Source organism: Cupriavidus sp. a3 (genome assembly GCF_051015765.1).
Taxonomy (GTDB): Bacteria; Pseudomonadota; Gammaproteobacteria; order Burkholderiales; family Burkholderiaceae; genus Cupriavidus; species Cupriavidus oxalaticus_A.
Window position 1 is genome coordinate 21,252 of record NZ_CP170643.1, and the last position, 25,032, is coordinate 46,283.

The following is a 25,032-nucleotide window of genomic DNA, read 5'->3' on the forward strand; positions in this document are numbered from 1 at the left end:
AGCCAGACATGGATATCAAACGCACCATCCTCTGGGTCATCTTCTCGATGTCCCTCGTGCTGCTCTACGACAACTGGCAACGCTCCCAAGGCCACGCGTCGATGTTCTTCCCGAGCGCGACGCAGCAGCAGGGCGCTTCGGCGCCGGCCGCCAGCGGCGCGGCCGCGCAGGGCGACGTGCCCAAGGCCAACGTCCAGCCTGGCGCAGCCGCCCCGGCCGCCGGCGCTGCGCCGCAGGCCGCCGCCCAGCCCGCCGGCGAAAAGATCGTGGTGACCACCGACACGGTGCGCGCCGAGATCGACACCGCCGGCGGCATCGTGTCGCGCCTGGAGCTGCTCAAGGAGCTCGAAAAGGACGGCAAGCCGGTGGTGCTGTTCGAGCGTGACAACGTGCACACCTACATGGCGCGCTCGGGCCTGATCGGCGGCGACCTGCCGAACCACACCACGGTGTTCACCGCTGCTCCCGGTCCGCGCAACCTGGACGGCGCCGAGCAGCTGGAAGTGGTGCTGACCGCCGAGAAGAACGGCGTCAAGCTCACCAAGACCTATGTGTTCCGCAAGGGCAGCTATGTGGTGGACACCAAGTTCGCGGTGACCAACGCCGGCACCGCGCCGGTGTCGCCGACGCTGTACCTGGAACTGGCGCGCGATGGCAGCAAGATCGAGCAGTCGCAGTTCTACAGTACCTTCACGGGCCCGGCGCTCTATACGGACGCGGACAAGTACCACAAGATCAGCTTTGAAGACATCGCCAAGGGCAAGGCTACCGTGCCTGCCGCCGCCAACAACGGCTGGGTGGCGATGGTGCAGCATTACTTTGCCTCGGCCTGGATCCCGCAGACCGGCAAGGAGCACAGCTTCTACGTCCAGCAGATCGATCCGAACCTGTACCGCGTGGGCATCCAGCAGCCGCTGGGCGAAGTGGCCCCGGGCGCCACGGTGAGCACCGATGCACGCCTGTTCGCCGGCCCGCAGGAAGAACACATGCTCGAGAAGATCGCCCCGGGCCTGGAGCTGGTGAAGGACTACGGCTGGCTGACCATCCTGGCCAAGCCGCTGTTCTGGCTGCTGGAGAAGCTGCACGGCTTCCTGGGCAACTGGGGCTGGTCGATCATCGCGCTGACGGTGCTGATCAAGCTGGTGTTCTTCCCGCTGTCGGCGGCGAGCTACAAGTCCATGGGCAAGATGAAGGACCTGCAGCCGCGCATGACCGCGATCCGCGAGCGTTACAAGAACGACCCGCAGAAGATGAACCAGGAGATGATGGGCCTGTACCGCACCGAGAAGGTCAACCCGCTCGGCGGCTGCCTGCCGATCGTGATCCAGATCCCGGTGTTCATCGCGCTGTACTGGGTGCTGCTGTCGTCGGTCGAAATGCGCGGCGCGCCGTGGCTGGGCTGGATCAAGGACCTGTCGGTGCCGGATCCGTTCTACATCCTGCCGATCGTGATGGCCGTGTCGATGTTCGTGCAGACCAAGCTGAACCCGACGCCGCCGGATCCGGTGCAGGCCAAGGTCATGACGATCATGCCGCTGGTGTTCTCGGTGATGTTCTTCTTCTTCCCGGCCGGCCTGGTGCTGTACTGGGTGGTGAACAACATCCTGTCGATTGCGCAGCAATGGCAGATCAACCGGATGCTTGGCAAGGGCAAGACGGCGGTGGTGGCCAAGAGCTGATTGCCTGTTGCGTTGATGTAGTCAGCGGAAAGCCCGGCGGAGTCGCCGGGCTTTTTGTTTTTTTGTTTGATGACTGACAGGCGTTGATTCCCTGGCGGTTTGCTCCTCTCCCGCAAGCGGCGAGGGGAGCCGCGTTCGTGCGGTGTTGGCTGCGGCAGGCGTTTTGCAGGCGTATGCTACTGGCCTGCGCCTCAACGTCCGGAGATCCCCATGAGCTGGTCCGCCCGCCAATACGTTGCCTTCGAAGACGAACGCACCCGTCCCGTGCGCGATCTCGTCGCCGCCATCCCGAACGAGATCGTGCGCAATGCAGTGGATATCGGCTGCGGCCCCGGCAATTCCACGGAGGTATTGCTGGCGCGATATGCCGGCGCATCGATCACCGGCCTGGACAGCTCCGACGACATGGTCGAGGCCGCACGCAAGCGCCTGCCTGACGTGCAGTTCCGCGTGGCCGACATCGGCACCTGGGACGATCCCGGCCCGTACGACGTGATCCTCGCCAACGCCGTGCTGCAATGGCTGCCCGACCACGCCAGCCTTTTTCCCAGGCTCGTCTCCAAACTCTCGGAAGGCGGCACGCTGGCCGTGCAGATGCCCGACAACCTGGAAGAGCCCGCGCACCGGCTGATGCGGCAGGTGGCGGCGGAAAGCCCGTGGGCGCAGCAGCTGGCCAGCGCCAGCAAGGCGCGCGCCGAGCGTTCGCCGGCGCAGTGGTACTACGAACTGCTGCGCCCGCTGTGCCGGCGCGTGGATGTGTGGGTGACCACCTACCATCATCCGCTGGCCGGCGGCGCGGCGGCGGTGGTGGAGTGGTTCAAGGGCAGCGGCCTGCGGCCGTTCCTGCAGCCGCTGGACGAGGCCGGGCGCCTGGCGTACCTGGCGCGCTATGAAAGCGAGATCGCGAAGGCGTATCCCGCGCTGCCCGACAAGTCGGTGCTGCTGCCGTTCCCGCGGCTGTTTATCGTGGCGACGCGCTGATCGCCATCTGCCGCACCAGCCGGCTCAGGCCGGCTTGTGGCACACCGCCTCGATGTTGTGCCCGTCCGGGTCCAGCACGAAGGCGCCGTAATAATCCGGGTGATAGTGCGCCCGGAGCCCCGGCGCGCCATTGTCCCGTCCGCCCGCCTCGATCGCGGCGCGGTAGAACTTGTCCACAAGCTCGCGGCTGTCCACGCGGAAGGCCACGTGGATCGGCGGCCGGTTGGGCTCGCCGCGGTGGATCCAGAAATCCGGCTTGCCCGGCGGCCCAAAGCCCGCCACGTCGGCACTGCCCGTGACGCTGGCCGGAAATTCCTTGACGAGGCCGTAGCCGATGGCGCCGAGCGCAGCCAGGTAGAACGCGCGGCTCTTGCCGTAATCGCTGACACTGGCACCGGTATGGTCGATCATGCTTGGCTCCTTGCAGGATTGGGATTGGACTCAGGCCAGGTCCAGCACGCTCATGGTGGCGTTGAAGCGGCTTACCAGCACCGTTTCGCCATGCACGTCCGCAAACAGATCCGCCTCGACCACGATGATCGAGCGGCCGGACTTGAGCACGTCGGCGCGGCAGCGCAGCCGGTCGCTGCGCACGGCCCTGAGCAGGTTGATCTTGAATTCCGCGGTGACCACGTGCTGGCCCGCTTCGAGGATGGTGGTGGCCGCCGCGCCCGCGGTGTGCTCGGCCATGGTGGCCTGCACACCCGCGTGGACGATGCCGCCGTGCTGCAGGTGACGCGCGGTGATCGCCAGCGTCGATTCGCACCAGCCCGGCCCGCAATCCGCCAGCGCGATGCCGACATCATTGACGAAGGCGGCCTGGCGGAAGCCGGCCGCGATGGTGTCGCGCAGCAGGAGACGCTCCTGTTCGGTGGTCATGGCGGGTCCTCGTACGGTCACTGCTACGGTCACTGCATCACCAGGCGGTGTGCGCATTGCAGCGCGACCGCGGGCCGCTGTCAACCGCGGCAGCGCCTGATGCGCCGCCCGGGCACGTTCGCGCGTGCCGTCGCCTACACTGGTGGCATCTGCGTCTCCACCGGCGCGCCTGACCGCATGAAGACCGCCATGACTGACGCCCAGCCGCCCACGCTGCGCCGCAAGACGCATCCGGTCGTTGCCTTTGCCGCGCTGACACAGGCCAGCCTGGCGCGGATCGACACGTCCCTGCAGGATCTGCTGCACCGCGACGAAGCGGAAGACCTGCACCAGCTACGCGTAGCGGTGCGCTATGCGCGCGCGGTGCTGTGGGCGCTCGCGCCAGCGCTGCCACTGCTGGAGCGCGAGCGTTGGAAGCGCGAACTGCGCACGCTGGCGCGAGCGACCAGCGAGGTGCGCGACTGGGACGTGTTCCTGGCCGAGACCGTTGCCCCGGCGCACGGGAAAGCGCCGGACGATCCGGTGCTGGCCGCCGTGGCCGAGGTTGCCGCCACACGGCGCAACAGCGCTCGCGCGGCCATGCTGGCGACACTGGTCAGCTACCGCGACGGACAGTTGCCTGTCGTGCAACGCGATCTCGCCCACCTGGGCCACCTTGCGGAAAAGGTCGCCGCCCGAGGCAAGGCCGGGCGGCGCGACCGCCTGGGCCCGTTCGCAAGCCAGCGTGTGCGCCGCGGTCGCAAGCGATTGCTCGCGCTGAAGCAGGCCGCACAGGGCGGCGACCTGGGCGCGGTGCATGACCAGCGCATCGCGGGCAAGCGGCTGCGCTACACGATCGAGGCGCTGGCACCGGTGCTACCGTCGCGCTATACCAGGCGGCTGCACCGCAAGCTGATCAGGCAGCAGACGCGGCTGGGCGGCTTTGTCGACGCCATCGTCGCGCGCCGGCTGATGTGCGAGTGCCTTGACGTGGCGGAGCTGCCCGACGACGTGCCGCCGCCACCGCCCGGCGCGAGCTGACGCCCCGCCCGACATGGCGGCCGACCCACCGCGCCGCGCGGCGCTCCTGCAAGTGCAACCCGCGCCACGCCAACTGCAATCGATCTGCGACAATACCGCATGACTGCTACCCAGGTTCCCATTGCCGCCATCGCCACCGCGCCCGGACGCGGCGGCATCGGCGTGGTGCGCGTCTCGGGCTCCGATGTCGGCCCGGTCATGCGCGCCGTCTGCGGCCAGGCACTGAAGCCGCGCCATGCCACCTACCTGCCGTTCCTCGACGGCCACGGCAAGGTCATCGACCACGGCCTCGCGCTGTACTTCCCCGCGCCCAATTCATACACCGGCGAAGAGGTGCTGGAGCTGCAGGGCCACGGCGGCCCGGTGGTGATGCAGATGCTGCTGACGCGCTGCCTGCAGGCCGGCGATGGCATCGGCCTGCGGCTGGCCGAGCCGGGCGAGTTCACGCGCCGCGCCTTCCTCAACGACAAGCTCGACCTGGCGCAGGCCGAGGCGGTGGCCGACCTGATCGAAGCCAGCACCGAAGCCGCGGCACGCTCGGCGGCGCGCTCGATGGAAGGCGAGTTCTCCAATGCGATCCGCAAGCTTGTGGACAAGGTGATCCACCTGCGCATGCTGGTCGAGGCCACGCTGGACTTCCCCGAGGAAGAGATCGATTTCCTGGAGCAGTCCGACGCGCGCGGCCAGCTTGCGGCCATCCGCAATGATCTGGGCGGCGTGCTGGCGCAGGCGCGGCAGGGCGCGCTGCTGCGCGAAGGCTTGTCGGTGGTGCTGGCGGGCCAGCCTAACGTGGGCAAGTCTTCGCTGCTCAACGCGCTCGCCGGCGCCGAGCTTGCCATCGTCACGCCGATCGCCGGCACCACGCGCGACCGCGTGCGCGAGACCATCCAGATCGACGGCATCCCGCTGCACATCATCGACACCGCCGGCCTGCGCGAGAACGCCACCGATGAAGTCGAGCGCATCGGCATCGACCGCACCTGGGACGCGATCCGCCGCGCCGACGTCGTGCTGCACCTGGTCGACGCCACCGACTACCTGCGCCACGGCCTGTCCGAGATCGACGACGCCATCGACGACCGGCTCAGCGGCCATCTGCCACCGGGCTCGCCGATCGTGCGCGTGGTCAACAAGATCGACAAGGCGCCGGCAGTGGGCGACACGATGTTTGGCGGCAACCGCCCGCACGTTGTCGCAGCGAACGGGCCAAACCCGACGGAGATCTGGATCTCTGCCCGCACTGGTGCAGGCATCGAACTGCTGCGGCGCGAGTTGCTGCGGCTGGTGGGCTGGCAATCCGGCAACGAAGGCACCTTCCTCGCGCGCGAGCGGCATCTGACGGCGTTGCGCAATGCGCAGTCGCACCTCGATATTGCGGCGGAACAAGCCGAGCATCAGGCGCAGGCGCTGGATTTGTTTGCGGAGGAACTGCGGCTGACGCAGGAGTGCCTGAACAGCATTACCGGGGAGTTCACCAGTGATGATTTGCTGGGGACGATTTTTACGCGGTTTTGTATTGGGAAGTGAGGCGGTCGCAACCGGAACGCGCCACCATCCTCTCCCATGCGCCTCACCCTCATCACCTTCGGCACCCAAGGCGACTGCCGCCCCATCGTAGCCCTCGGCCTGGGCCTGCGTGACGCCGGGCATGACGTGCTGATGCTTGGCGAACGCGCCGCGGCACCGCTGGCCGCCGGGCATGGCCTGCCGTTCGCGCCGATGGCCGGCGACATCCAGCAAACCCTGCAGCCCGGCGGTGCCTTGCACAAGCTGATGACGGAGGGCGGCAACGTGGCCGAGGCCACGCGTGCGTTCGGGCGCATTGCGGAGGAGAACACCGAGGCGTGGATGGCGCAGCTGGCGGAAGCGGCGCGCGATGCGGATGGCATTGTATTTTCGGGGCTGACGGCTTATGTGGCGCTGTCCGTGGGCGAGCAGCTCGGCAAGCCGGTGATCGGCGCGGGCATGTTCCCGATCTCGCCGACGCGGGATTTCCCGTCGGCCCTGTTGCCGCCGTTGCGCATGCCGGGCTGGGCCAACCGGGCCAGTCATGCGGTGATCAACTTCGTGCTATGGCGCATGTTCCGCAATGCCACCAACGCGGCGCGCGCGAAGCTGTTCGGCGTGGCGCCGCGCCGGGCGATGTGGCGCGATTTCCCGTCGCTGTACGCGATCTCGCCGCACCTGGTGCCGCGCCCGCGCGACTGGCATGCGGACTGGCTGGTGACCGGCGCGTGGAACATGCCGGCGCAGCCAGCCTGGAAGCCGGGCGCTGCGCTGCGAGACTTCCTGGCGGCCGGCGCGCCACCGCTGTATATCGGCTTTGGCAGCATGGCGGGCTTTGACCGGCAGAAGGTGGTCAAGGCCATGCTGCAGGCCGTCGATGGCCGGCGCGCGCTGTTCTATCCGGGCTGGTCGGGCATCGATGTGTCGGCGCTGCCAGCCAACTTCCATGTGATCGGGGCCACGCCGCATGACTGGCTGCTGCCGCGCGTGGCGGCGGCGATCCATCATGGCGGGGCCGGCACCACGCACGCGGTGGCGGCGGCCGGCGTGCCATCGATCGTGCTGCCGTTCGCGGGCGACCAGTTCTTCTGGGCGGGACGGCTGGCGGCGCTGGGCGTGGCGCCGGCGTACGTGCCGGGGCACAAGATCGACGCAGCGCGGCTGGCGTCGATGATCGCCTTTACCGAGCGCCCCGAGACGCGCGGCAAGGCCGCCGCGCTGGGGCGCGCCGTTGCGGCGGAGCGCGGGGTGGAGCACGCGGTGGCTGCAATCGGGCGCTTCTGCGCTTCGGGTGGCGCATAATCGCGCTTTCGCCTTTTTGCATGCTCCCAGGCAGACCGCCAGATGTTGAACCGTACCCAGCAGATCCTCGTTGCCATCGTCGCCGTGGCTGTCCTTGGCATGTTGTGGCTTGCCGGCAATGACCGGCATGAAGACGCCGCCGCACCCGCTGATTCCGCAACGCCGGCGCAGGCCAGCGCGCCCGTTGCCACGGCCAGCGATGTGCGCGGCGTGCCGCGCGACGGCACGCTGGACCCGGTCAGCATCGACCCGCAGCGGCCCGCCGACCGCCTGCCGCAATACCAGGCCGGCACCATCCTGGAGGACTACCGCAACGATCCCAAGGCCGCGGATGCGCGTTACCTGAACCGCTACGTGATCGTCGAAGGCGTGGCCAGCGGCGTGCGCCGCGAGGGCGAGCAGGTGTTTGTCGATATTCGCACCAACGATCCCGCCGCCAATGTGCGTGCCTTGCTGCTGCAACGGCAGATCTGCGGCCCGGCGGGCCGGGTCTGCGAAGTGGAGGCCCGCGCCACCATGGTGCGGCGCGGCCAGAAGGTGGCGGTGGAGTGCAACGGCGCGGGCGTGGCCGATGGCGTGCCGCTGCTGCGCGACTGCCTGCTGCGCGGCGGCGCCAACTGAGCGCAAGCCTGAACCGGAGAACCTGCGATGCAATCCGTGCTGTCCGTGCTTGCGCTCATCATCCTGGCGGCGACCGCCGCCGGCCTGGCTTCGCCGCGCTGGCTTAGCGAGACCCTGCTGGGCGGCCGGCCCGTGACGCGGCTGCAGGTCGCGGTGGTCGGGCTGTGCCTGGCTGCGTTCTGCCTGATCCTGGTGGGCCGGCTCGCGCAAGGCGGGGCGGGCGGCTGACGCGCCACGCCGGCGCAGCAGCGCCGGTTTTGCGTCTCTGTTCCGGGAATTGGCCGGCGCCGGCAGCGCCTACAGTGTGAAGGCACACTGCCCGCATTGCGCGCCGGCGGCAGTGCCCCAAGCCATCCAGGATTCCCATGAACAAAGCCCTGCTGGCCGCCAGCGTCGGCCTGCTGCTGTGCGGCTGCTCGACCTACCAGGCCGTGACCCCGGTCGACCGCCCCGACCGCTCCGATCCCAATACCGCGTTCCAGGTGCCCGCCGGCGGCGGCCCGCGCGGCGACTACGGCGCCAACGGCATGCTGCTGTGCGTGGTGGTGAACCCGGTGAGCGGCAACAACTATGTCGAGGCCTTCCGTGCCTCGCTGGAACACCGCAACTTCGAAGTGAAGATGCTGCAGGCCGAGGCAGCGTCGGCGATGGCGTGCCCGATGGTGGCGTATTACAGCGCGCGCAGCGCCTGGTTCTGGACGTCATACCTGGACAGCGTGGACATCACAGTCTTTCGCCAGGGCGACCGCGTCGGCAAGGCGATCTACAGCGCCAACCGCAGCGCGGGCGGGCTCAACCTGAGCAATCTCGTGGACCCGGCGTCCAAGCTGAACGAGCTGGTCGAGCAGCTGTTCCCGGGCATGCTGCCGCCGCCGGCGCCGTCGGCGGGCACATTGCCGGCACCGACGGCGGGAGCCTGATCAGGCAGACCCTGACCTTCCAACCCGGCTCAGCGTTCGAGCCGGCCCAGCCGCACCACGGTCACACCGGGGCGAAGCTGGCGCAGCGAAGGCATCACCAGCACGCAGTCGGGATACGGCGTCACCACCGGCTCGCCGTCGCGCCAGCCGATGACCGCGCCGGCGTCGGCAAAGGTCTCCAGGCCGGTATAGGGGCCGGCAAAGCGGAAATCCATGCCGGTGGCGACCACCGGCTCGGTCACGCGTACCACCCGCTGCGCGGCGGGCAGCGGCTGCAGCCAGCCGGCGGGCAGGTCGGCGGCGTCGACCACGCCGGCGTGCAGCAGGAAGCGCGCGGTGCTGTCCTGCGCCACCGTCACGGCAGCCGGCTCCCAGTGCTGGCCGCATTCGATCAGCAGCGCATTGCGCGGGCTGGCGGGATCGCCAAAGCCGTCGTAGTCGCGCATGCGGCGGCCTTCGGGATGGCCTTCGTCGACGATCACGTCGGCCGGCGCGCCCAGCGCGCGCGACAGGGCGATGCCCTTGTCGAGCGGGCCCGAGACGATCAGCGGGCGGCTTTTCTCATGCATCGAATGCAGGTCGAGCAACAGGTCGACGGTGTCGATCACCGGGCGCATGGCGCGCGCGCGGCGCAGCTCGGAGGAATCGCGGCTGGTGTCGTCCAGCGTGGCGGCGGTCCATACGCGGTTGAAGTCCTGGTCGACAAAGCGCGAGGCGTCGGGCCGGGCCGGGTCGAAGCTGTGATAGGCATCGACGTTGGCGAAGGCCAGCGTCAGGCGGCCGCGGCGCGGGCGCAGGTTGTGGTCGAGCAATGCCTTGACGGCGATGGCGCCGCAGACCTCGTTGCCGTGGGTCAGGGCGTTGACCATCACGTGCGGGCCGGGCTGGCCGCTGTCGAAGGAGTACAGGTAGGGGATGCCGCTGTTGCCGGAGGCGTAGGGGCGGATGTCGGGGAAGGCGACGTCGACGGGGTAGGCGTCGAGGTGGGCGGGGTGGGTCATGGAAATCAGGTGCTCACAGGGTGCGCATTGGGTCGGTGCCTGGCGGGTCGTTTCTATTTGGTGTGTCGTGGGTACTGGCAGGCGCTGGCAGCACCGACACCCATCCCTCACTCACGAATCCCAGCCGTCTGCACAATCGTCCGATAACGCCCCGTTTCACGCTTGATAAAGCTGCCGAACTGGGAAGGATTGCCCGGCGTCACTTCCACACCAGCCTCGGCCAGCTTCTTCTTCACGTCCGGCATCGCCAGCACGGCCTGCATCTCGTTGTTCAGCCGCTCCACTACCGGCTTGGGCAGGTTGGCTGGCCCCATCAGGCCGAACCACACCCCCATGTCGACGCCCTTCAACGCCGGCGTCTCCGCCAATGCCGGCACGTTCGGCGCCACCGCGGCGCGCTTGGCGCCGGTCACACCATAGGCCTGCACGCGGCCCGCCTGGATATGCGGCAGCGCCGACGACAGCACCATCACCGCCAGGTCGATCTGGCCGCCGAGCAGGTCGGTGGCCATGGCCGATGCGCCCTTGTACGGCACGTGCGTGATATTGACGTTGCCCTGCTGCTTGATCAGCTCGCCGGCCAGGTTCAGCGGCGTGCCCACGCCTGACGACGCATACGACAGCTTGCCCGGCTGCGCCTTGGCCAGCGCGATCAGCTCGGCGGCGTTCTTCGCCGGCAGGCCCGGCTTGCCGACCAGCACCATCGGCTGGGTGCCGACGAAGGTCACGGGCGCCAGGTCCTTCTCGCCGTCGTAGCGCACGGCCGGGTTGGTCAGGCGAGCGATCGAGACCTCGCTGCCGGATCCCATCAGCAGGGTGTAGCCATCTGCCTCGGCCTTGACCACCTTGGACGCGCCGATGGTGCCGCCGGCGCCGCCCAGGTTTTCGATAACCACGCTCTGGCCCAGGCGCTTGCCCAGCTCCGGCGCAATGGTGCGGGCGACGAGGTCGACGCTGCCGCCGGCGGTATAGCCCACCACCAGCGTGATCGGCTTGGCGGGCCAGGTGCCGGCAAAGGCGCCGCCGGTGGCGGTGGCAAGGCAGAGTGCGGCAGCGGCAGCGCGCAGGATGGTCTTCATGGTCTTCATGGTCTTGTCTCTGGGGGTTCCGGAATCTATGTTGTGACCGGATGTTAGAGAGCGCGCGGCCCGGCCGGCATGCGGCTTTGGCAAGTGGGGTTGCCGATTCGGCAATGGCCGCAGCTAGCGCGGCGCCGCCACCGCGGCGCGCCAGAACGCCTCGGCCAGCGGCCGCATCGGCGCGCGCGGGCGGTACAGGCGGATATCGAGGGCAAGGTCGCCGCCATCGTCGGCCCCCGCAGCAGTGGCGCCGATCGCGCGCACCAGCCGGCCCGCGTGCAGGTCGTCGGCAATGAGCCGCGCGGGCAGCCACGCCAGCCCCATGCGCTGGCGCACCATCTCATGCACCGACTCGGCAAAGTCGCTGACCGCGATCACGTCCAGCCGCGGCGCCAGCTTGCGGCGCGCGATCTCCTGGTTGACCATGCGCCCCAGCGTCAGCGTCTCGGCATAGGCGATCATCGGCACCGGCTTTTCCTTCGCTGCCTTGCCGGTGCGCAGCCGGTGCAGCGGTGCGCCGTGCGCGTCGGCGGCGCTGACGCACACCAGCCGCTCCACGCCGGCCAGGTGGAACTGGTAGCGCGCGTCGTCCAGCATCACCGGCAGGTCGGGCGGGCTGTAGCACAGCAGGAAGTCGGCATCGCCCTCGGCAAACATCGCCAGCGCGTCGTGCATGGGGAAGGTCGACAGCCGCGTGCGGAAGCCTGCCGCGGCGGGGTCGCCGCGCAGCGTCTCGCGCAGGCCGGACAGCCACGCCGGCACCATCGAGCGCGCCAGCGTCTTGCCGGTGGCGATGGTCACGGTGCTGGCGTCGGCCCGGTGCGCGGCGCGCAGTGCCAGCCGCGTTTCATCGAGCGTGCGCAGCGCGCCCTGCGCGGCTTCCAGGAACAGCCGGCCCTCGGCGGTCAGGCGCACCGGGAACACGCTGCGGTCGATCAGCGGGGCGCCGGCCCATACTTCCAAGGCCTGCATGCGCCGGCCGAACGCGGGCGGGGTCACGTTGCGCAGCTCGGCGGCGCGCGCCAGGCTGCCGGCCTGCGCCAGGCAGACGAAATCTTCGAGCCAGCGGATATGCATGGAAGGCGGGCGGGTGGGGTTGGTCTGCCCTCATTATCGGCAAAACCAGCACGGGTTTTGCTACGCCTGCGCGACCCGGCGGCGCCAGCCGTGCGGCGTCTCGCCGGTCCAGCGCTTGAACGCGTGCGTGAATGCGCTCTGCTCGGAATACCCCAGCCGCAGCGCGCACTGCGCCAGGCTGACCGCGGGATCGGCCAGGTATTGCTCGGCCAGCGCGCGCCGCACGTTATCCACAAGCTGTGAATAACTGATGCCCTGCGCCTGCAGGCGGCGCTGCAGCGTGCGCACGGGCAGCCGCAGGTGCGCGGCCACGTCGGCGATGGGCAGCTCGCCGTCCTGCAGGCGGGCGCTGATATAGGCACGCGCCTGCGCCAGCTCGTCGGCGCCGGCGGGGACGCAAAGCTGCAACTGAGAGTCGGCGATGCGCGTCATCTGCGCCTGCATGCCGGCATCGGCCTGCAGCGAAGGCAGGGTCAGCAGCGCCTGGTCGATATGCATGGCATGGCGCCCGGTGCCGAAGGCGACCGGGCAGCCGAACACCTCGGCATGCAGGCTGGTGTCGGCCGGCGCGGGGTGCGGGAATTCAACCTGCGTGGCGAAGTAGCGCTCGCCGATCAGCCAGCGCGCGAACACCGACCAGGTGGCCATGTGCAGCTCATGCGCGTGGCGCGACAGCGGGCCGTGCTGCGCGGTCCAGGTCATGCACGCCATGCCCGGCGCTTCGACCAGGCGGGTGCGGCCGATATCGTTGGCCAGCACCTCATAGCGTATGCCCTGCAGGATGGCGTCGCGCACGGTCGGCGTGGTCAGCACCACATAGCCCATCTCGGCATAGTGGCGCGGCACGAAGGCGGCCCCGGCACGCAGCCCGACATGCGGATCGCCGGTGGCCTCGCCGAGCCAGTCCAGCAGCGCAAGGTAGGCGGCACCCGGGATGCGCGTGGCGATCGGCGCACCGGTGGCGCCGAGGATGCCGGCCGCCACGCCGACGGCGCGCAGCTGGTCGGCGGCGGCAATGCCCTGGCGTTCGCCGTGGTCGAGCACGGCGCGAAGGTAAGCGAGCGACACGGTGCCGGATACCGTGGCACCGCCGGCGGGCGGGATGGCGCGTGGCATCAATTCACCTGTCATGCGGAATCAAGACGGGGCTCCGATCTTTATCCAAACTACAGGTAGCGTCAATGCGGAGTCATCCGCCCCGACAACAACACCGACGCACAGGAGACACCCCATGCCCCCGCATTCCCAACCTGCGCCACACCGGCGCGCAGATGCCGGCGCCGAGGCGCTGCACGCGCTACACGCTCTCTCGCGCCGCGGCTTCCTCAAGGTCGGACTCGGCTTCTCGGCCGCGCTGGCGTGTACCGCGCTGGTGCCGTCGCTGGCCGGATGCAGCGCGGCCGATGCCGCGCCGCAGGCCGGCATGGCCTGGCTGCGGCCCGACGACGTGGCCACGTTCCGCGCGTTGCTGCCCGCCGTCGTCACCGAACTCGCCGAGGCGCCGCCGCCGCGGCGCGAGGCCCTGGTGCAGGAGACACTGCGCAATATCGACACCAGCTGCGCCGCGATGAACGCCGGCGCGCAGGCTGAGCTGCGCAAGCTGTTCGGCCTGCTCGCCAGCACGCCGCTGCGCTGGGCGCTGGCCGGCATCCGCCAGTCCTGGGACGCCACCACGCCGGAACAGGTCCAGGCCTTCCTGGAACGCTGGCGCGCCAGCCGGCTGGCCACGCTCAATGCCGGCGCGGTGGTGCTGGTCAAGCTCGCCAGCGTGAGCTACTACGTGCTGCCCGCCGCCTGGGCCGGCAGCGGTTATCCCGGCCCCAATGCGCCGGTCTACAAGGCGCTGCACGCCTGAATACAGACATGGCCATCGACAATCTCTACGATGCCGGCATCGCCGCCGGCTGGAAGGTGCTGGATGCCGCCACCTTTACCGCCTCCCGCACGCTCGACGCGGACGTTGTCATCGTCGGCAGCGGCGCGGGCGGCGGCATCAGCGCCGAAACGCTGAGCCGCGCCGGGCTGCGCGTGGTGCTGCTGGAAGAAGGCGCGCTGCGCACCTCCGACAGCTTCCGCGACATGGACGAGAACCGTGCCTACCGCGAGCTGTACCAGGAGGCCGCGGCGCGCACCACCGCCGATGGCGCCATCGCCATCCTGCAGGGCCGCGCCGTCGGCGGCAGCACCACGGTGAACTGGTCGTCCAGCTTCCGCACGCCGCCGCAGACGCTGGCGCACTGGGCCGGGCACCATGCCGTCAGCGGCCACGCCGAGGCCGACATGGCGCCGTGGTTCGCGCAGGTGGAAGCGCGCCTGGGCATCGCGCCCTGGGCCATGGCGCCGAATCCCAACAACGACGTGCTGCGCCGCGGCTGCGAAAAGCTGGGCTGGGAGTGGCACGTCATCCCGCGCAACGTGAAGGGCTGCTGGAACTCGGGCTACTGCGGCTTCGGCTGCCCGGTCAATGCCAAGCAGTCGATGCTGGTATCGACCATCCCGGCGGCGCTGGCCGCAGGCGCGACGCTGGTGCACCGGGTGCGGGTGCGCACGCTCGGACACGACGGGCAGCGCGTGCAAGCGGTCATCGGCGAAGCGCTCGGCGCAGACGGTTATACGCCCACCGGCGTCGGCGTGACCGTGCGCGCGCGGCACGTGGTAGTCGCCGGCGGCGCTATCAACACACCGGCGCTGCTGCTGCGCTCGCGCGTGCCGGACCCGCATGGGCGGCTGGGCGTGCGCACGTTCATCCATCCGGTGAATATCAGTGTCGCAGTCATGCCGGAGAAAATCGATCCCTATTATGGCGCGCCGCAGTCGGTCGCCTCCGACCACTTCCAGTGGGCCAACGGCGCCACCGGCCCGATGGGCTACAAGCTGGAGGTGCCGCCGCTGTTCCCCGGCATCAGCGCCGGCGTGCTCAACGGCATGGGCGACGCGCTGCGGCGCGATATCGCGCAGCTGCCCAATACCAACGCCATGCTGGCGCTGCTGCGCGACGGTTTCGTACCGCAGAGCGAGGGCGGGCGCGTGCGGCTGGCCCCCGACGGCAGCCCGCTGCTCGACTACGAGATGAGCGACTACGCCTGGGACGGCGTGCGCCGCGCCTGGCTGAGCATGGCACAGGCGCAGTTCGCCGCCGGCGCGGTCAAGGTGCGGCCGGCCCACCTGGACGCCACCGACTACCGCAGCTGGCCAGAAGCGCGCGACGCGATCGCGAAGCTGCCGCTCAAGCCGTTCCGCACGGCGCTCTTCACCGCGCACCTGATGGGCGGCTGCGGCATGAGCGACGACGCCCGCCGCGGCGTGGTGGACAGCCACGGGCGCCACCACCAGCTGGAGAACCTGTCGGTGTTCGACGGTTCGGTCTTTCCGACCAGCGTGGGGGCCAATCCGCAGTTGTCGGTGTTTGCGCTGACGGCACAGAATGCAGATGCGCTGGCTCGAAATATCACGGCATGATGGATCGGCGCCGCTGTGATGCAGGCGAAAAAAAACCAGTGGCGCTGCCACTGGTTTCTTCGCTTGAGCTGCTTGCTCCCCCTCCCGCTTGCGGGAGAGGGGAGCAAACCAGCAGTGAGCGTTACTGCGTCACCGGTTGCTGCGCCGCTGGCGCTGCCTGCTGCGCCACCGCGCTGTCCGCCTTCAACCCGCCGCCCAGCGCGCGATACAGGTCGATCGCGTTGTTCAGCCGCAGCTGCCGCGCCTGGATCAGCGCCTGCTCCGCGGTGAACAGCTGGCGCTGCGCGTCGAGCTCGTCCAGGTAGCTGGCCACGCCGCTGCGAAAGCGCAGGCGCGACAGCTCGTAGCGCGCGGCTTCGGCATCGCGCACCTGTTCCTGGCCGGTGACCTGGTCTTCCAGCGTGCCGCGCGCCACCAGCGCATCGGCCACTTCCGCGAAGGCCGTCTGGATGGTCTTCTCGTAGTTGGCGATCTGGATGTTCTTGCGCACGTTGGCCAGGTCCAGGTTCGACAGGTTGCGGCCATAGTCGAAGATCGGCAGCGTCAGCTGCGGCGCGAACGACCATGCGCGTGTGCCGGCATCGAACAGCCCCGAGAACGTCGGGCTGATGGTGCCCACGCTGGTGGTCAGCGTGATGCGCGGGAAGAACGCGGCGCGCGCCGCGCCGATATTGGCGTTGGCCGACAGCAGCTGCTGCTCGGCCTGCCGGATATCGGGACGCTGCTCCAGCAGCTCCGACGGCAGGCCCGCCGGGATATCGCTGATGATGCGCTCGTCCGACAGCCGCATCGGCTCGGGCAGGTTCTCGATGGTGCCGATGGGCTTGCCCACCAGCACTTCGAGCGCGTTCTGCGCCTGCGCGCGCTGGCGTGCCAGCTGCGCCGCGGAGACGCGTGCCTGCGCCACCAGCGATTCGTTGTCGCGCAGGTCCAGCGCCGAGGTGGCGCCGGCGTCAAAGCGCTTCTTGGCCAGCCCGTAGGTGCTTTCGCGCGCCTGCAGCGTGTTGCGTGCCAGCTCGTACTGCTCGGCAAAGGAGCGCTCGGCCAGGTAGGCCTTGGCGACTTCCGACACCAGCGAGATATACGCCGAGCGGTGCGCTTCTTCGGTGGCGAAGTACTGCGCCAGCGCGGCGTTGGACAGGCTGCGCACGCGCCCGAAGAAATCGAGCTCGTACGACGAGATGCCCAGGCCGACCCGGTAGACCTCGGTCACCCCTGGCTGGCCCAGCACGGTGGCCGCCTCGGCCGGGGTGGTGCGGGCCCGCGTATAGCCGCCTTCCACGTTCACCGTGGGCAGCAGGTCGGCGCGCTGCACCTGGTACGTGGCGCGCGCTTCCTCGATGCGCAGCGCGGCCTGGCGCAGGTCGCGGTTGTTATCCAGCGAGGTGGCGATCAGCGCCTGCAGGCGCGGGTCGCGGAAAAACTCGCGCCAGCCGATGTCGGTGGCGCGGCGGGTCTCGCCGCTCTTCACCTCGGCGGTGGCATAGCCCTCCGGTGCCACCGGGAAGCTGTCTGCCACCGGCGGGGCGGGGCGGTCATAGTGGGGTGCCAGCGTGCACCCGGTCAGAACGCCGGCCACCAGCAGCAGTGTGGTCAGGGTCTTGGTCATGTCAGATTTCCTCTTGCGGGTCATGCCACTTCTTGTCCAGCATGCGCTGGCGCTGGCTGCCCTTGAAGCGCTTGCGCACCACCACGAAGAAGACCGGCACCAGGAAGATCGCCAGCACCGTGGCCGTGATCATCCCGCCCATCACGCCGGTACCGATCGCGCGCTGGCTGCCCGAGCCCGCGCCGGTGGCGATCGCCAGCGGCAGCACGCCCAGGATGAATGCCATCGACGTCATCAGGATCGGGCGGAACCGCAAGTGCACCGCTTCCAGCGTGGCTTCGACCAGGCCCTTGCCTTGCGCCTGCAGGTCCTTGGCGAATTCCACGATCAGGATGGCGTTCTTCGCCGACAGGCCGATCGTGGCGATCAGGCCCACCTTGAAGTACACATCGTTGGGCATGCCGCGCAGCGTCACGCCCAGCAGCGCGCCGAGCACGCCCAGCGGCACCACCAGCAGCACCGAGAACGGGATCGACCAGCTCTCGTACAGCGCGGCCAGGCACAGGAACACGATGATCAGCGACAGCGTGTACAGGATCGGTTCCTGCGAGCCGGCCAGGCGCTCTTCATACGACTGGCCCGACCACTCGAAACCGAAGCCCGGCGGCAGCTTGGCGAAGTTCTCTTCCATCGCGCGCATGGCCTCGCCGGTACTGCGTCCCGGCGCGGCCTGGCCCGCGATCTTCACCGCCGGCATGCCGTTGTAGCGCTCCAGGCGCGGCGAGCCCATGATCCACCTGGACGTCGCAAACGCCGCGAACGCCACCATGTCGCCGTTGCTGTTCTTCACGCGCAGCTTGGTCAGGTCATCCGGCAGGCGGCGGTCGGCGCCGTCGGCCTGCACGATCACCTTGCGCACCCGGCCTTCATAGATGAAGTCGTTGACGTAGCTGGAGCCGAACGCGATCGACAGCGTCGAGTTGATCTCGGCCACCGACACGCCCAGCGCTCGCGCCTTCTCGCGGTCGATGTCGATCTGCAGCTGCGGCGCGTCTTCCTGGCCTTCGGGGCGCACGCCCATCAGCACCGGGTTCTGCGCGGCCATGCCGAGCATCATGTTGCGCGCTTCCATCAGCTTGGCGTGGCCCTGGCCGGTGCGGTCCTGCAGGCGGAAGTCGAAGCCCGAGGAGTTGCCCAGCTCGGCGATCGCCGGCGGATTGAGCGGGAAGATGATCGCGTCCTTGATGAACGACAGCGCGCCGAAGGCACGGCCCACCAGCGCCTGCGCGTTCTCGCCCTCGCCGGTGCGCTCCTTCCAGTCCTTCAGGCGCACGAACGCGATACCGCCGTTCTGGCCGCGGCCGAAGAAGGAGAAGCCCGCCACCGTGATCATCTGGTCCACCACCTTGCTTTCCTTCTGCAGGTAGTAGTCCTCGATCTGCTTGAGCACGCCGATGGTACGGTCCTGCGTGGCGCCGTTGGGCAGCTGCACCACCGTGATCATGTAGCCCTGGTCTTCATCGGGCAGGAACGACGACGGCAGGCGCTTGAACAGCACCACCACGCCGGCGATGATCAGCGCGTAGATGATCAGGTAGCGGCCGGTGCGCTTGAGGATGCGCGCGACCACGCCCTGGTAGCCGGTCGACGCGGTAGCGAAAGTGCGGTTGAACCAGCCGAAGAAACCCTTCTTCTCATGGTGATGGCCGGCTTCCACCGGCTTGAGCAGCGTCGCGCACAGCGCCGGGGTCAGCGTCAGCGCCAGCAGCGCCGAGAACGCCATCGAGGCGATCAGCGACAGCGAGAACTGGCGGTAGATGTTGCCCACCGAGCCCGAGAAGAATGCCATCGGGATGAACACCGCGGTCAGCACCAGCGTGATGCCGACGATGGCGCCGGTGATCTGGCCCATGGCCTTGCGTGTCGCTTCGCGTGGCGAGAGTCCTTCCTCGCTCATGATCCGCTCGACGTTTTCCACCACCACGATGGCATCGTCCACCAGGATACCGATCGCCAGCACCATGCCGAACATGGTCAGCACGTTGATCGAGAAGCCGAACGCCAGCAGCGCGCCGAACGTACCCAGCAGCGCGATCGGCACCACCAGCGTCGGGATGATGGTGGCGCGGAAGTTCTGCAGGAACAGGTACATCACCAGGAACACCAGCACCACGGCTTCCAGCAGCGTCTTGATCACTTCCTCGATCGAGATCTTGACGAAGGCCGAGGTGTCGTAAGGCACCGTGTACTGGTAGTCAGCCGGGAAGGTCTTCGACAGCTCTTCCATCTTGGCGCGCACCGCGGTGGCCGTGGCCAGCGCGTTGCCGGTCGGGGCCAGCTTGATGGCGATGGCCGCCGACGGCTTGCCGTTGGTGCGGGCCAGCGTCGAGTAGTCGGCGCCGCCCAGTTCCACGCGGCCCACATCCTTGATGCGCACCGACGAACCGTCGGGGTTGGTGCGCAGCAGGATGTTGCTGAACTGCTCGGGCGTGGACAGCCGGCTTTCGGTGGTGACGGTGGCGTTCAGCTCGGTGCCCTTGGGCGAGGGCGTGCCGCCCAGTTCGCCCACGGCGACCTGCACGTTCTGCTCGCTCACCGCGGCGGTCACGTCCAGCGGCGTCAGGTTGTAGCCGGTCAGCTTGGACGGGTCCAGCCAGATGCGCATGGCGTACTCGGTGCCGAACAGGTCGGCCTGGCCCACGCCCGGCACGCGGCGGATCGAGTCGATCACCTGCGCCGAGACATAGTTGCCGAGCTGGATCGCGCTGGCCGTGCCGGACTTGGACGACACGGTCAGGAACATCATGTAGTTGTTCCCGGCCTTGTCCACGCGCACGCCCTGCTGGCGCACCTCCGCCGGCAGGCGCGCTTCCACGCGCTTGAGGCGGTTCTGCACCTCGACCGAGTTCAGGTCGACGTTGGAACCGGGCGCGAACGCGATGGTGATCGTCGCCAGGCCGGTCGATTCGCTGGTCGAGTTGTAGTAGAGCAGGTTGGGGGCGCCGTTAAGCTCCTGCTCGATCACCGAGGTGACGGAATCCTCCAGCGTCTTGGCCGACGCACCCGGATAGGTGGCCGTGACCGAGATCGTAGGCGGCGCGATGTTCGGGTATTGCGCGATCGGCAACTGCATGATCGACAATATCCCGCCCAGCACGATGATCAGCGCGAGCACCCACGCGAACACCGGCCGGTCGATAAAAAACTTGGCCATAAGACTGGCTCCCTCTTTGTCTAGCCCTGTGTGCCGCGGCGGCTGGCTTCAGCCGCCGCGGCGCGGCGGTTTCAGCCTTGCTTGCCCTCGGCCTTCGCTTCCTGCTTCGCTTCGGCCTTGGGGGCCGAGGCCGGGGCAGCAGAAGCCGCAGCCGGCATGGCGGCCGGCGCCGAGGCACCCGCCTGCACGAACGGCACCGGCCTGGCCGGCGCGCCGACCTTGACCTTCTGCAGGCCCTCGACGATCACCTTCTCGCCGCCCTTCAGGCCTTCGGTCACGATCCAGCGGTCGCCGATGGCCTGCGGCGCCTTGACCGGCACGGAGGCGACGTTGCCGTCGTTGCCAACGACCAGCACGGTGGCGCCCTGCGCGCCGCGGATCAGCGCCCGCTGCGGCACGGTCAGCGCGTTCTCATCCACGCCCTGCTCGATCTTCACGCGCACGAAGGTGCCCGACAGCAGCTCGCGCTTCGGATTGGGGAACTGCGCGCGCAGCGTGATCGCGCCGGTGGTCGGGTCGACCGTCATGTCCGAGAACAGCAGCTTGCCGGTGTGCTCGTACTCGCGGCCGTCTTCCACGTACAGGTGCACGTTGGCGCCGCCGTTGACGCCCTTGACGGCGCCCGACTCGATGGCGCGTCGCAGGCGCGTGACTTCCGAGGCCGGCTGGGTGAAGGTGACCCACATCGGGTCGACCTGCTCCACCAGCGCCAGCTTGGTCGCCTCGCCCTTGCCCACCAGCGCGCCCTCGGTCACCAGCGCACGGCCGGCGCGGCCGCTGATCGGCGCGGTCACGGTGGTGTAGCCCAGGTTGATCTGGGCGGTGCGCACGGCGGCCCTGGCCGATGCCACGTCGGCGTTGGCCTGGCCGGCGGCGGCCACGGCGTCGTCGTATTCCTGCTTGCTGACCGCGTTGACGGCCACCAGCGGCTTGTAGCGCTCGGCCTTCAGCCTCGCAGTGACGGCGTTGGCCTCGGCGCGCTGCAGCGCGGCCTGGGCCGACGACAGTTCGGCCTGGTAGGGCGCCGGGTCGATGCGGAACATCACCTGGCCGGCCTTCACTTCGCCGCCCTCGGTGTAGTTGCGCGACAGCACGATGCCTTCGACGCGAGCGCGCACTTCGGCCGTGCGCACGCCTTCCAGGCGGCCCGGCAGTTCATTGACGACGGCGACCGGCGACGGCGTCACGGTGACCACGCCCACTTCCGGCGGGGGCGGGGCACCGCCCTCGGCCTTCTTGTCGCCGCAGGCAGTGAGCGCCAGCGCCGACAGCGCAGCGGCTGCAAAAGTGGCAACGCGACTGATATGTTGGGACTTCCTCATCGATAACCCCATGATGGCAATTTGAGATCTGCCGCATCGCCCCGGCCTGACATCTCAGGAAAGCGAAAACGACGCAGCCCGCCGCAATATTTGCAGCGGATAAAAGCGTGATGCTAGCCACAAATCGCGTCGGCGCGGTGACGAATACGACGAACGGTGGCTTTTATATGACGACTGGATTGCCGTCCGGCTGGCCTGCGCAAGGAGTCGCCCAGGGTGCTGGCTATGTCACAGGGGGCGGCTGGCCGAAAGCCGGGCGAGCGCGTATTATATATACATTCAAGCATGTATGTTAAAGTCGATTCATCAGCAGGGGCTTTCACATCACGCCGGGCGGGTCCGATGCGAACCATCGGATCCCAGCGAAAAGCCGGCCAACCTGATCCGGTATCCGGCGCAAACCGCCGACTCGGGTTAGGATGCGCGCCGTCCTGTCGGACCCAAGGGCTTGCGACAACATAGCCATGTGACGACAACGACCCGCCGCGCACCTTGCGCGGCACCGGGGAGATTCAACACGCCGGACCGTGGACACCGTGTCCATGCGCCTCCGGCATATGAGACAGAAATGGTCAGACGCACCAAGGAAGAGGCGCTAGAGACGCGCCACCGGATTCTCGACGCGGCCGAAACCGTGTTCCACGCCCGCGGCGTGGCACGGCCGTCGCTGGCCGACATCGCCGAGGCGGCGGGGGTCACGCGCGGCGCGATTTACTGGCACTTCAAGAACAAGAGCGATGTGTTCGCCGCCATGTGCGACCGCGTGCACCTGCCCGTGGAAGCGCTGTGCGATCCGGAGCGGATCGCGCGCCAGGAAGACCCCCTTGGGGGCGTGCGCGACATCTGCGCCTACGTGATGCGCCAGACCGTGGTGAACCCACGCCTGCGCCGCGTCTTCGAGATCATCTTCCACAAGTGCGAGATGGTGCAGGACAACGGAGCCATCTTCGAGCGCCAGCGCCAGTCGCACAAGGAAGGCCTGGTCAAGATCCGCGAGCACCTGCGCCTGGCGCGCGAGCGCGGGCAGCTGCCGGCCGACCTCGACCTGGATCTCGCCGTCAATGCGTTCCACGCCTGCATCGGTGGCGTGCTGGCGCACTGGCTGTTCTCGCCCGAGGACTTCGACCTCGACGCCAACGCCGAGCGCATGGCGGATGCCTTCATCGATACCCTGAGATTGTCCCCCGCGCTGCGGCTCGGCTACGTGCCGCGCCCGATGGCGCAGCTCGACGACGAACTGTCGACGCTGTGCGAGCAGGCCTGCCAGAAGGAAGCCGCGGGCCTGGACACCAGCGACCTGGTGCCCTGATCTCCTGACTCCCCTGGCTCCCCGAAACCGGCCTGGGTGCTAGCCGCGCACCGCTTCGTGCCAGCGCGCCAGGAAGGCGCGCTTGCGCAGGGTGTCCTGCGCGGCCAGCAGGCCCGGCCCCACGCTGATCGGCTTGAGCGCGTAGCCCAGGCGCTCCGACAGCGCCGCGGCGGTGTGCACGCTGTCGGTATCGGTGCGGATGGTATAGAGCTGCGTGGTCGACTTGGCCAGCAGCGCCTGGCCCTCGCGCGACAGCAGGAAATCCAGCCACAGCCGCGCCGCATTGGGCCGCGGCGCGCGCCTGGCGATAAACGCCACCCGCGACATCACCAGCGTGTAGTCGCGCGGCGCGATCACGTCGATCGCCGCGCCGCGCTCCATCAGCGACAGCGCGTAGGAACCCAGCAGGTTGTACCCCATCACCAGCTCGCCGCTGGCGATGCGCTCGACCATCTCCGCGGTCGACGACGACAGCTGCACCCCGGCGCGCCCCAGCGCTTGCGCCAGGTACCAGAACTCGCTGCCCATGCGCGCGTCCTGCTGCGCCAGCAGGTAGCCCACGCCGGAGCGCTCCACGTCATACGTCACCACCTTGCCGCGCCAGCGCGGCGCGTTCTCCTGCAGCAGCCGCGCCAGCCCGGTGCGGCTGCGCGGCGCGCGCATGCCGGCGAAGTGGTGGCGGTTGTAGACGATCACCGCGGGCTCGAAGGTGGTGCCCCAGGCCTCGTCGCGCCACACCGCCCAGCCGGGCAGGCCGGCGCGCTCCGGCGAGGCGTAGCGCTGCGCGTTGCCGTCGTTGACCAGCTTGATCTGCAGGTCCATGGCGGTGCTCCACAGCACGTCGGCATAGCGCGCGCCCGGCGCCGGGCGGCCGCTGCCGAGCGCGGCGGTTTCGGCGAGGAAGCGCTGGTTCAGGTCGACGGTGTTCAGGTCTTCATAGCGCACCCGGATGCCGGGATAGCGCGTCTCGAACGCCGTGATCAGCGGCTGCGCCACTTCCAGGTCGGTCGAGGCATAGACCACCACCTCGCCTTCGCGCAGCGCGCGGGCAATGGTGGCGTCATACCCCGACGGATAGCCCGGCGGCGGCGCCGGCAGCATGGACTGGGCCTGAAGCGGCAATGACAGCGAAGTCCCGGCAAGCAGCGCGGCACCGGCCAGCCGGCGGCGCCGCGGTGAGGCGGGTGACGGGTGTGATGCGTGACGTGATGCGGGAAGGGCGGGCGACCCATGCGCCGCGGGCGGCATGGAAGCGGACTGCTGGGGCGGACGCTTGGGCACGGTGATCGGGAACTGGGGGGACGGCCCTGCAGCGGGCGCGCCGGGACAGGCGGGGCGGGGTTATTATAGGCGCCCGCGGCAGGCGCGCCATAGCGCTGGGGCCGCCATGCACAACCGGCAGAGGAGGAGGACCGGCATGCGCATCCTGCTGGTGGAGGATGAAGTCGAACTGGCACGCTGGGTCGCCCGCGCACTGGAGCAGGGCGGATTCGTGATCGAGCACGTCGCCGACGGCCTGCAGGCCGAGGCACGGCTGCAGGCCGAGGAATACGACGCGGTCGTGCTCGACCTGCGCCTGCCCGGCAAGGACGGGCTGGCCGTGCTCAAGTCGATGCGCGGGCGCGACGACCGCACCCCGGTGCTGATCCTGACCGCGCAGGACACGCTCGACGAACGCGTGCGCGGCCTCAACCTCGGCGCCGACGACTACCTGCCCAAGCCCTTCGCCATCGCCGAGCTGGAAGCGCGGCTGCTGGCGCTGATCCGCCGCAGCCGCGGCCGCGCGCACCCGCGCCTGCAATGCGGCACGCTGGTGTTCGACGGCGAGACGCGCAGCTTTACGCTCGATGGCCAGCCGCTGGCGCTGACGCCGCGCGAATCGACGCTGCTGGGCGCGCTGCTGGCGCGCAGCGGCCAGCCGCTGACCAAGGCGCAGCTGCTCGACAAGGTGTTCTCGCTCGACGCCGACGTCTCCCCCGACGCGATCGAAGTGCTGGTCTACCGGCTGCGCAAAAAGCTGGCCGGGCACGGCGTCACCATCGTCACGCTGCGCGGCTTCGGCTACCTGCTGGAGCCCGAGGCCGGGCGCTGACATGCGCTGGATGGCAGGGAAT

Annotated in this window: 22 protein-coding genes; 12 read left to right on the forward strand and 10 right to left on the reverse strand. The window is 69.0% G+C overall.

The window, feature by feature from the left end; translation table 11 throughout:
- Positions 1-8 precede the first annotated feature (8 nt).
- A complete protein-coding gene (yidC, locus tag ACAD63_RS00085) occupies positions 9-1,679 on the forward strand; it encodes a membrane protein insertase YidC (RefSeq protein WP_434033274.1) in 1,671 nt (556 codons plus the stop codon).
- Positions 1,680-1,889: 210 nt separating this feature from the next.
- The gene (tam, locus tag ACAD63_RS00090) at positions 1,890-2,660 is read left to right on the forward strand and encodes a trans-aconitate 2-methyltransferase (protein ID WP_434033275.1); all 771 of its coding nucleotides are present in this window, start codon (positions 1,890-1,892) and stop codon (positions 2,658-2,660) included.
- Between the two features lie 24 nt (positions 2,661-2,684).
- On the opposite strand, the gene ACAD63_RS00095 is transcribed toward tam, so the two are convergent.
- A complete protein-coding gene (locus tag ACAD63_RS00095) occupies positions 2,685-3,071 on the reverse strand; it encodes a VOC family protein (protein ID WP_434033276.1) in 387 nt (128 codons plus the stop codon).
- Positions 3,072-3,101: 30 nt separating this feature from the next.
- A complete protein-coding gene (locus ACAD63_RS00100; protein ID WP_434033277.1) occupies positions 3,102-3,539 on the reverse strand; it encodes a PaaI family thioesterase in 438 nt (145 codons plus the stop codon).
- A 189-nt stretch (positions 3,540-3,728) separates the two neighbouring features.
- On the opposite strand from ACAD63_RS00100, the gene ACAD63_RS00105 reads away from it, so the two are divergent.
- The 6 genes from ACAD63_RS00105 (at position 3,729) to ACAD63_RS00130 (ending at position 8,908) form a co-directional block, all read left to right on the forward strand.
- A complete protein-coding gene (locus ACAD63_RS00105; protein WP_195427725.1) occupies positions 3,729-4,559 on the forward strand; it encodes a CHAD domain-containing protein in 831 nt (276 codons plus the stop codon).
- Between the two features lie 99 nt (positions 4,560-4,658).
- Positions 4,659-6,086, forward strand: coding sequence for a tRNA uridine-5-carboxymethylaminomethyl(34) synthesis GTPase MnmE (gene mnmE / locus ACAD63_RS00110; protein WP_434033278.1), 1,428 nt, complete (start codon positions 4,659-4,661; stop codon positions 6,084-6,086).
- A gap of 36 nt (positions 6,087-6,122) precedes the next feature.
- Positions 6,123-7,367 carry a glycosyltransferase gene (locus ACAD63_RS00115; RefSeq protein WP_135706190.1) on the forward strand — a complete coding sequence of 415 codons (1,245 nt, stop codon included), beginning with the start codon at positions 6,123-6,125 and terminating at the stop codon, positions 7,365-7,367.
- 42 nt (positions 7,368-7,409) lie between these two features.
- On the forward strand, positions 7,410-7,988 hold the full coding sequence (locus tag ACAD63_RS00120; RefSeq protein WP_434033279.1) for an OB-fold putative lipoprotein: 579 nt from the start codon (positions 7,410-7,412) through the stop codon (positions 7,986-7,988).
- A gap of 27 nt (positions 7,989-8,015) precedes the next feature.
- On the forward strand, positions 8,016-8,216 hold the full coding sequence (locus ACAD63_RS00125) for a hypothetical protein (RefSeq protein ID WP_029046432.1): 201 nt from the start codon (positions 8,016-8,018) through the stop codon (positions 8,214-8,216).
- A gap of 137 nt (positions 8,217-8,353) precedes the next feature.
- The gene (locus ACAD63_RS00130) at positions 8,354-8,908 is read left to right on the forward strand and encodes an Sbal_3080 family lipoprotein (protein ID WP_135706188.1); all 555 of its coding nucleotides are present in this window, start codon (positions 8,354-8,356) and stop codon (positions 8,906-8,908) included.
- A gap of 29 nt (positions 8,909-8,937) precedes the next feature.
- On the opposite strand, the gene ACAD63_RS00135 is transcribed toward ACAD63_RS00130, so the two are convergent.
- The 4 genes from ACAD63_RS00135 to ACAD63_RS00150 form a co-directional block, all read right to left on the reverse strand.
- Positions 8,938-9,909 (reverse strand): M14 family metallopeptidase, encoded by a 972-nt coding sequence (locus tag ACAD63_RS00135; protein WP_434033280.1) that lies wholly within the window; start codon positions 9,907-9,909, stop codon positions 8,938-8,940.
- Between the two features lie 107 nt (positions 9,910-10,016).
- A complete protein-coding gene (locus ACAD63_RS00140) occupies positions 10,017-10,988 on the reverse strand; it encodes a Bug family tripartite tricarboxylate transporter substrate binding protein (protein ID WP_434033952.1) in 972 nt (323 codons plus the stop codon).
- Between the two features lie 123 nt (positions 10,989-11,111).
- Positions 11,112-12,065, reverse strand: coding sequence for a LysR family transcriptional regulator (locus ACAD63_RS00145; protein ID WP_133096626.1), 954 nt, complete (start codon positions 12,063-12,065; stop codon positions 11,112-11,114).
- Between the two features lie 60 nt (positions 12,066-12,125).
- The gene (locus tag ACAD63_RS00150) at positions 12,126-13,181 is read right to left on the reverse strand and encodes an AraC family transcriptional regulator (protein ID WP_434033281.1); all 1,056 of its coding nucleotides are present in this window, start codon (positions 13,179-13,181) and stop codon (positions 12,126-12,128) included.
- A 115-nt stretch (positions 13,182-13,296) separates the two neighbouring features.
- Here ACAD63_RS00150 and ACAD63_RS00155 point away from each other — a divergent pair, with 115 nt between their 5' ends.
- Positions 13,297-13,920 carry a hypothetical protein gene (locus ACAD63_RS00155; RefSeq protein ID WP_434033282.1) on the forward strand — a complete coding sequence of 208 codons (624 nt, stop codon included), beginning with the start codon at positions 13,297-13,299 and terminating at the stop codon, positions 13,918-13,920.
- Positions 13,921-13,928: 8 nt separating this feature from the next.
- The gene (locus ACAD63_RS00160; RefSeq protein WP_135706184.1) at positions 13,929-15,524 is read left to right on the forward strand and encodes a GMC family oxidoreductase; all 1,596 of its coding nucleotides are present in this window, start codon (positions 13,929-13,931) and stop codon (positions 15,522-15,524) included.
- Positions 15,525-15,645: 121 nt separating this feature from the next.
- On the opposite strand, the gene ACAD63_RS00165 is transcribed toward ACAD63_RS00160, so the two are convergent.
- The 3 genes from ACAD63_RS00165 to ACAD63_RS00175 all read right to left on the reverse strand — a co-directional run bounded on the left by ACAD63_RS00165 (position 15,646) and on the right by ACAD63_RS00175 (position 21,609).
- Positions 15,646-17,133, reverse strand: a complete 1,488-nt coding sequence (locus ACAD63_RS00165) for an efflux transporter outer membrane subunit (protein WP_133096622.1) — start codon at positions 17,131-17,133, stop codon at positions 15,646-15,648.
- Between the two features lies 1 nt (position 17,134).
- Positions 17,135-20,287, reverse strand: a complete 3,153-nt coding sequence (locus tag ACAD63_RS00170; protein WP_434033283.1) for an efflux RND transporter permease subunit — start codon at positions 20,285-20,287, stop codon at positions 17,135-17,137.
- A gap of 71 nt (positions 20,288-20,358) precedes the next feature.
- On the reverse strand, positions 20,359-21,609 hold the full coding sequence (locus ACAD63_RS00175) for an efflux RND transporter periplasmic adaptor subunit (protein WP_135706182.1): 1,251 nt from the start codon (positions 21,607-21,609) through the stop codon (positions 20,359-20,361).
- A 568-nt stretch (positions 21,610-22,177) separates the two neighbouring features.
- On the opposite strand from ACAD63_RS00175, the gene ACAD63_RS00180 reads away from it, so the two are divergent.
- Positions 22,178-22,918: a TetR family transcriptional regulator gene (locus tag ACAD63_RS00180; protein ID WP_133096619.1), complete on the forward strand. Its 741-nt coding sequence runs from the start codon at positions 22,178-22,180 to the stop codon at positions 22,916-22,918.
- Positions 22,919-22,957: 39 nt separating this feature from the next.
- On the opposite strand, the gene ACAD63_RS00185 is transcribed toward ACAD63_RS00180, so the two are convergent.
- Positions 22,958-24,019: an ABC transporter substrate-binding protein gene (locus ACAD63_RS00185; RefSeq protein WP_205751643.1), complete on the reverse strand. Its 1,062-nt coding sequence runs from the start codon at positions 24,017-24,019 to the stop codon at positions 22,958-22,960.
- Positions 24,020-24,335: 316 nt separating this feature from the next.
- Between ACAD63_RS00185 and ACAD63_RS00190 the strand changes: the two genes are divergently transcribed.
- On the forward strand, positions 24,336-25,010 hold the full coding sequence (locus tag ACAD63_RS00190) for a response regulator (protein WP_063239986.1): 675 nt from the start codon (positions 24,336-24,338) through the stop codon (positions 25,008-25,010).
- Positions 25,011-25,032 lie beyond the last annotated feature (22 nt).

Coding starts and splice junctions, on each gene's coding strand:
- yidC (WP_434033274.1), top strand. CDS start 9: ATGGATATCAAACGCACCATCCTCTGGGTCATCTTCTCGATGTCCCTC.
- ACAD63_RS00140 (WP_434033952.1), bottom strand. CDS start 10,988: ATGAAGACCATCCTGCGCGCTGCCGCTGCCGCACTCTGCCTTGCCACC.
- ACAD63_RS00145 (WP_133096626.1), bottom strand. CDS start 12,065: ATGCATATCCGCTGGCTCGAAGATTTCGTCTGCCTGGCGCAGGCCGGC.
- ACAD63_RS00095 (WP_434033276.1), bottom strand. CDS start 3,071: ATGATCGACCATACCGGTGCCAGTGTCAGCGATTACGGCAAGAGCCGC.
- ACAD63_RS00115 (WP_135706190.1), top strand. CDS start 6,123: ATGCGCCTCACCCTCATCACCTTCGGCACCCAAGGCGACTGCCGCCCC.
- ACAD63_RS00175 (WP_135706182.1), bottom strand. CDS start 21,609: ATGAGGAAGTCCCAACATATCAGTCGCGTTGCCACTTTTGCAGCCGCT.
- ACAD63_RS00135 (WP_434033280.1), bottom strand. CDS start 9,909: ATGACCCACCCCGCCCACCTCGACGCCTACCCCGTCGACGTCGCCTTC.
- tam (WP_434033275.1), top strand. CDS start 1,890: ATGAGCTGGTCCGCCCGCCAATACGTTGCCTTCGAAGACGAACGCACC.
- ACAD63_RS00100 (WP_434033277.1), bottom strand. CDS start 3,539: ATGACCACCGAACAGGAGCGTCTCCTGCTGCGCGACACCATCGCGGCC.
- mnmE (WP_434033278.1), top strand. CDS start 4,659: ATGACTGCTACCCAGGTTCCCATTGCCGCCATCGCCACCGCGCCCGGA.
- ACAD63_RS00165 (WP_133096622.1), bottom strand. CDS start 17,133: ATGACCAAGACCCTGACCACACTGCTGCTGGTGGCCGGCGTTCTGACC.
- ACAD63_RS00180 (WP_133096619.1), top strand. CDS start 22,178: ATGGTCAGACGCACCAAGGAAGAGGCGCTAGAGACGCGCCACCGGATT.
- ACAD63_RS00130 (WP_135706188.1), top strand. CDS start 8,354: ATGAACAAAGCCCTGCTGGCCGCCAGCGTCGGCCTGCTGCTGTGCGGC.
- ACAD63_RS00185 (WP_205751643.1), bottom strand. CDS start 24,019: ATGCTGCCGGCGCCGCCGCCGGGCTATCCGTCGGGGTATGACGCCACC.
- ACAD63_RS00150 (WP_434033281.1), bottom strand. CDS start 13,181: ATGCCACGCGCCATCCCGCCCGCCGGCGGTGCCACGGTATCCGGCACC.
- ACAD63_RS00170 (WP_434033283.1), bottom strand. CDS start 20,287: ATGGCCAAGTTTTTTATCGACCGGCCGGTGTTCGCGTGGGTGCTCGCG.
- ACAD63_RS00155 (WP_434033282.1), top strand. CDS start 13,297: ATGCCCCCGCATTCCCAACCTGCGCCACACCGGCGCGCAGATGCCGGC.
- ACAD63_RS00105 (WP_195427725.1), top strand. CDS start 3,729: ATGACTGACGCCCAGCCGCCCACGCTGCGCCGCAAGACGCATCCGGTC.
- ACAD63_RS00125 (WP_029046432.1), top strand. CDS start 8,016: ATGCAATCCGTGCTGTCCGTGCTTGCGCTCATCATCCTGGCGGCGACC.
- ACAD63_RS00190 (WP_063239986.1), top strand. CDS start 24,336: ATGCGCATCCTGCTGGTGGAGGATGAAGTCGAACTGGCACGCTGGGTC.
- ACAD63_RS00120 (WP_434033279.1), top strand. CDS start 7,410: ATGTTGAACCGTACCCAGCAGATCCTCGTTGCCATCGTCGCCGTGGCT.
- ACAD63_RS00160 (WP_135706184.1), top strand. CDS start 13,929: ATGGCCATCGACAATCTCTACGATGCCGGCATCGCCGCCGGCTGGAAG.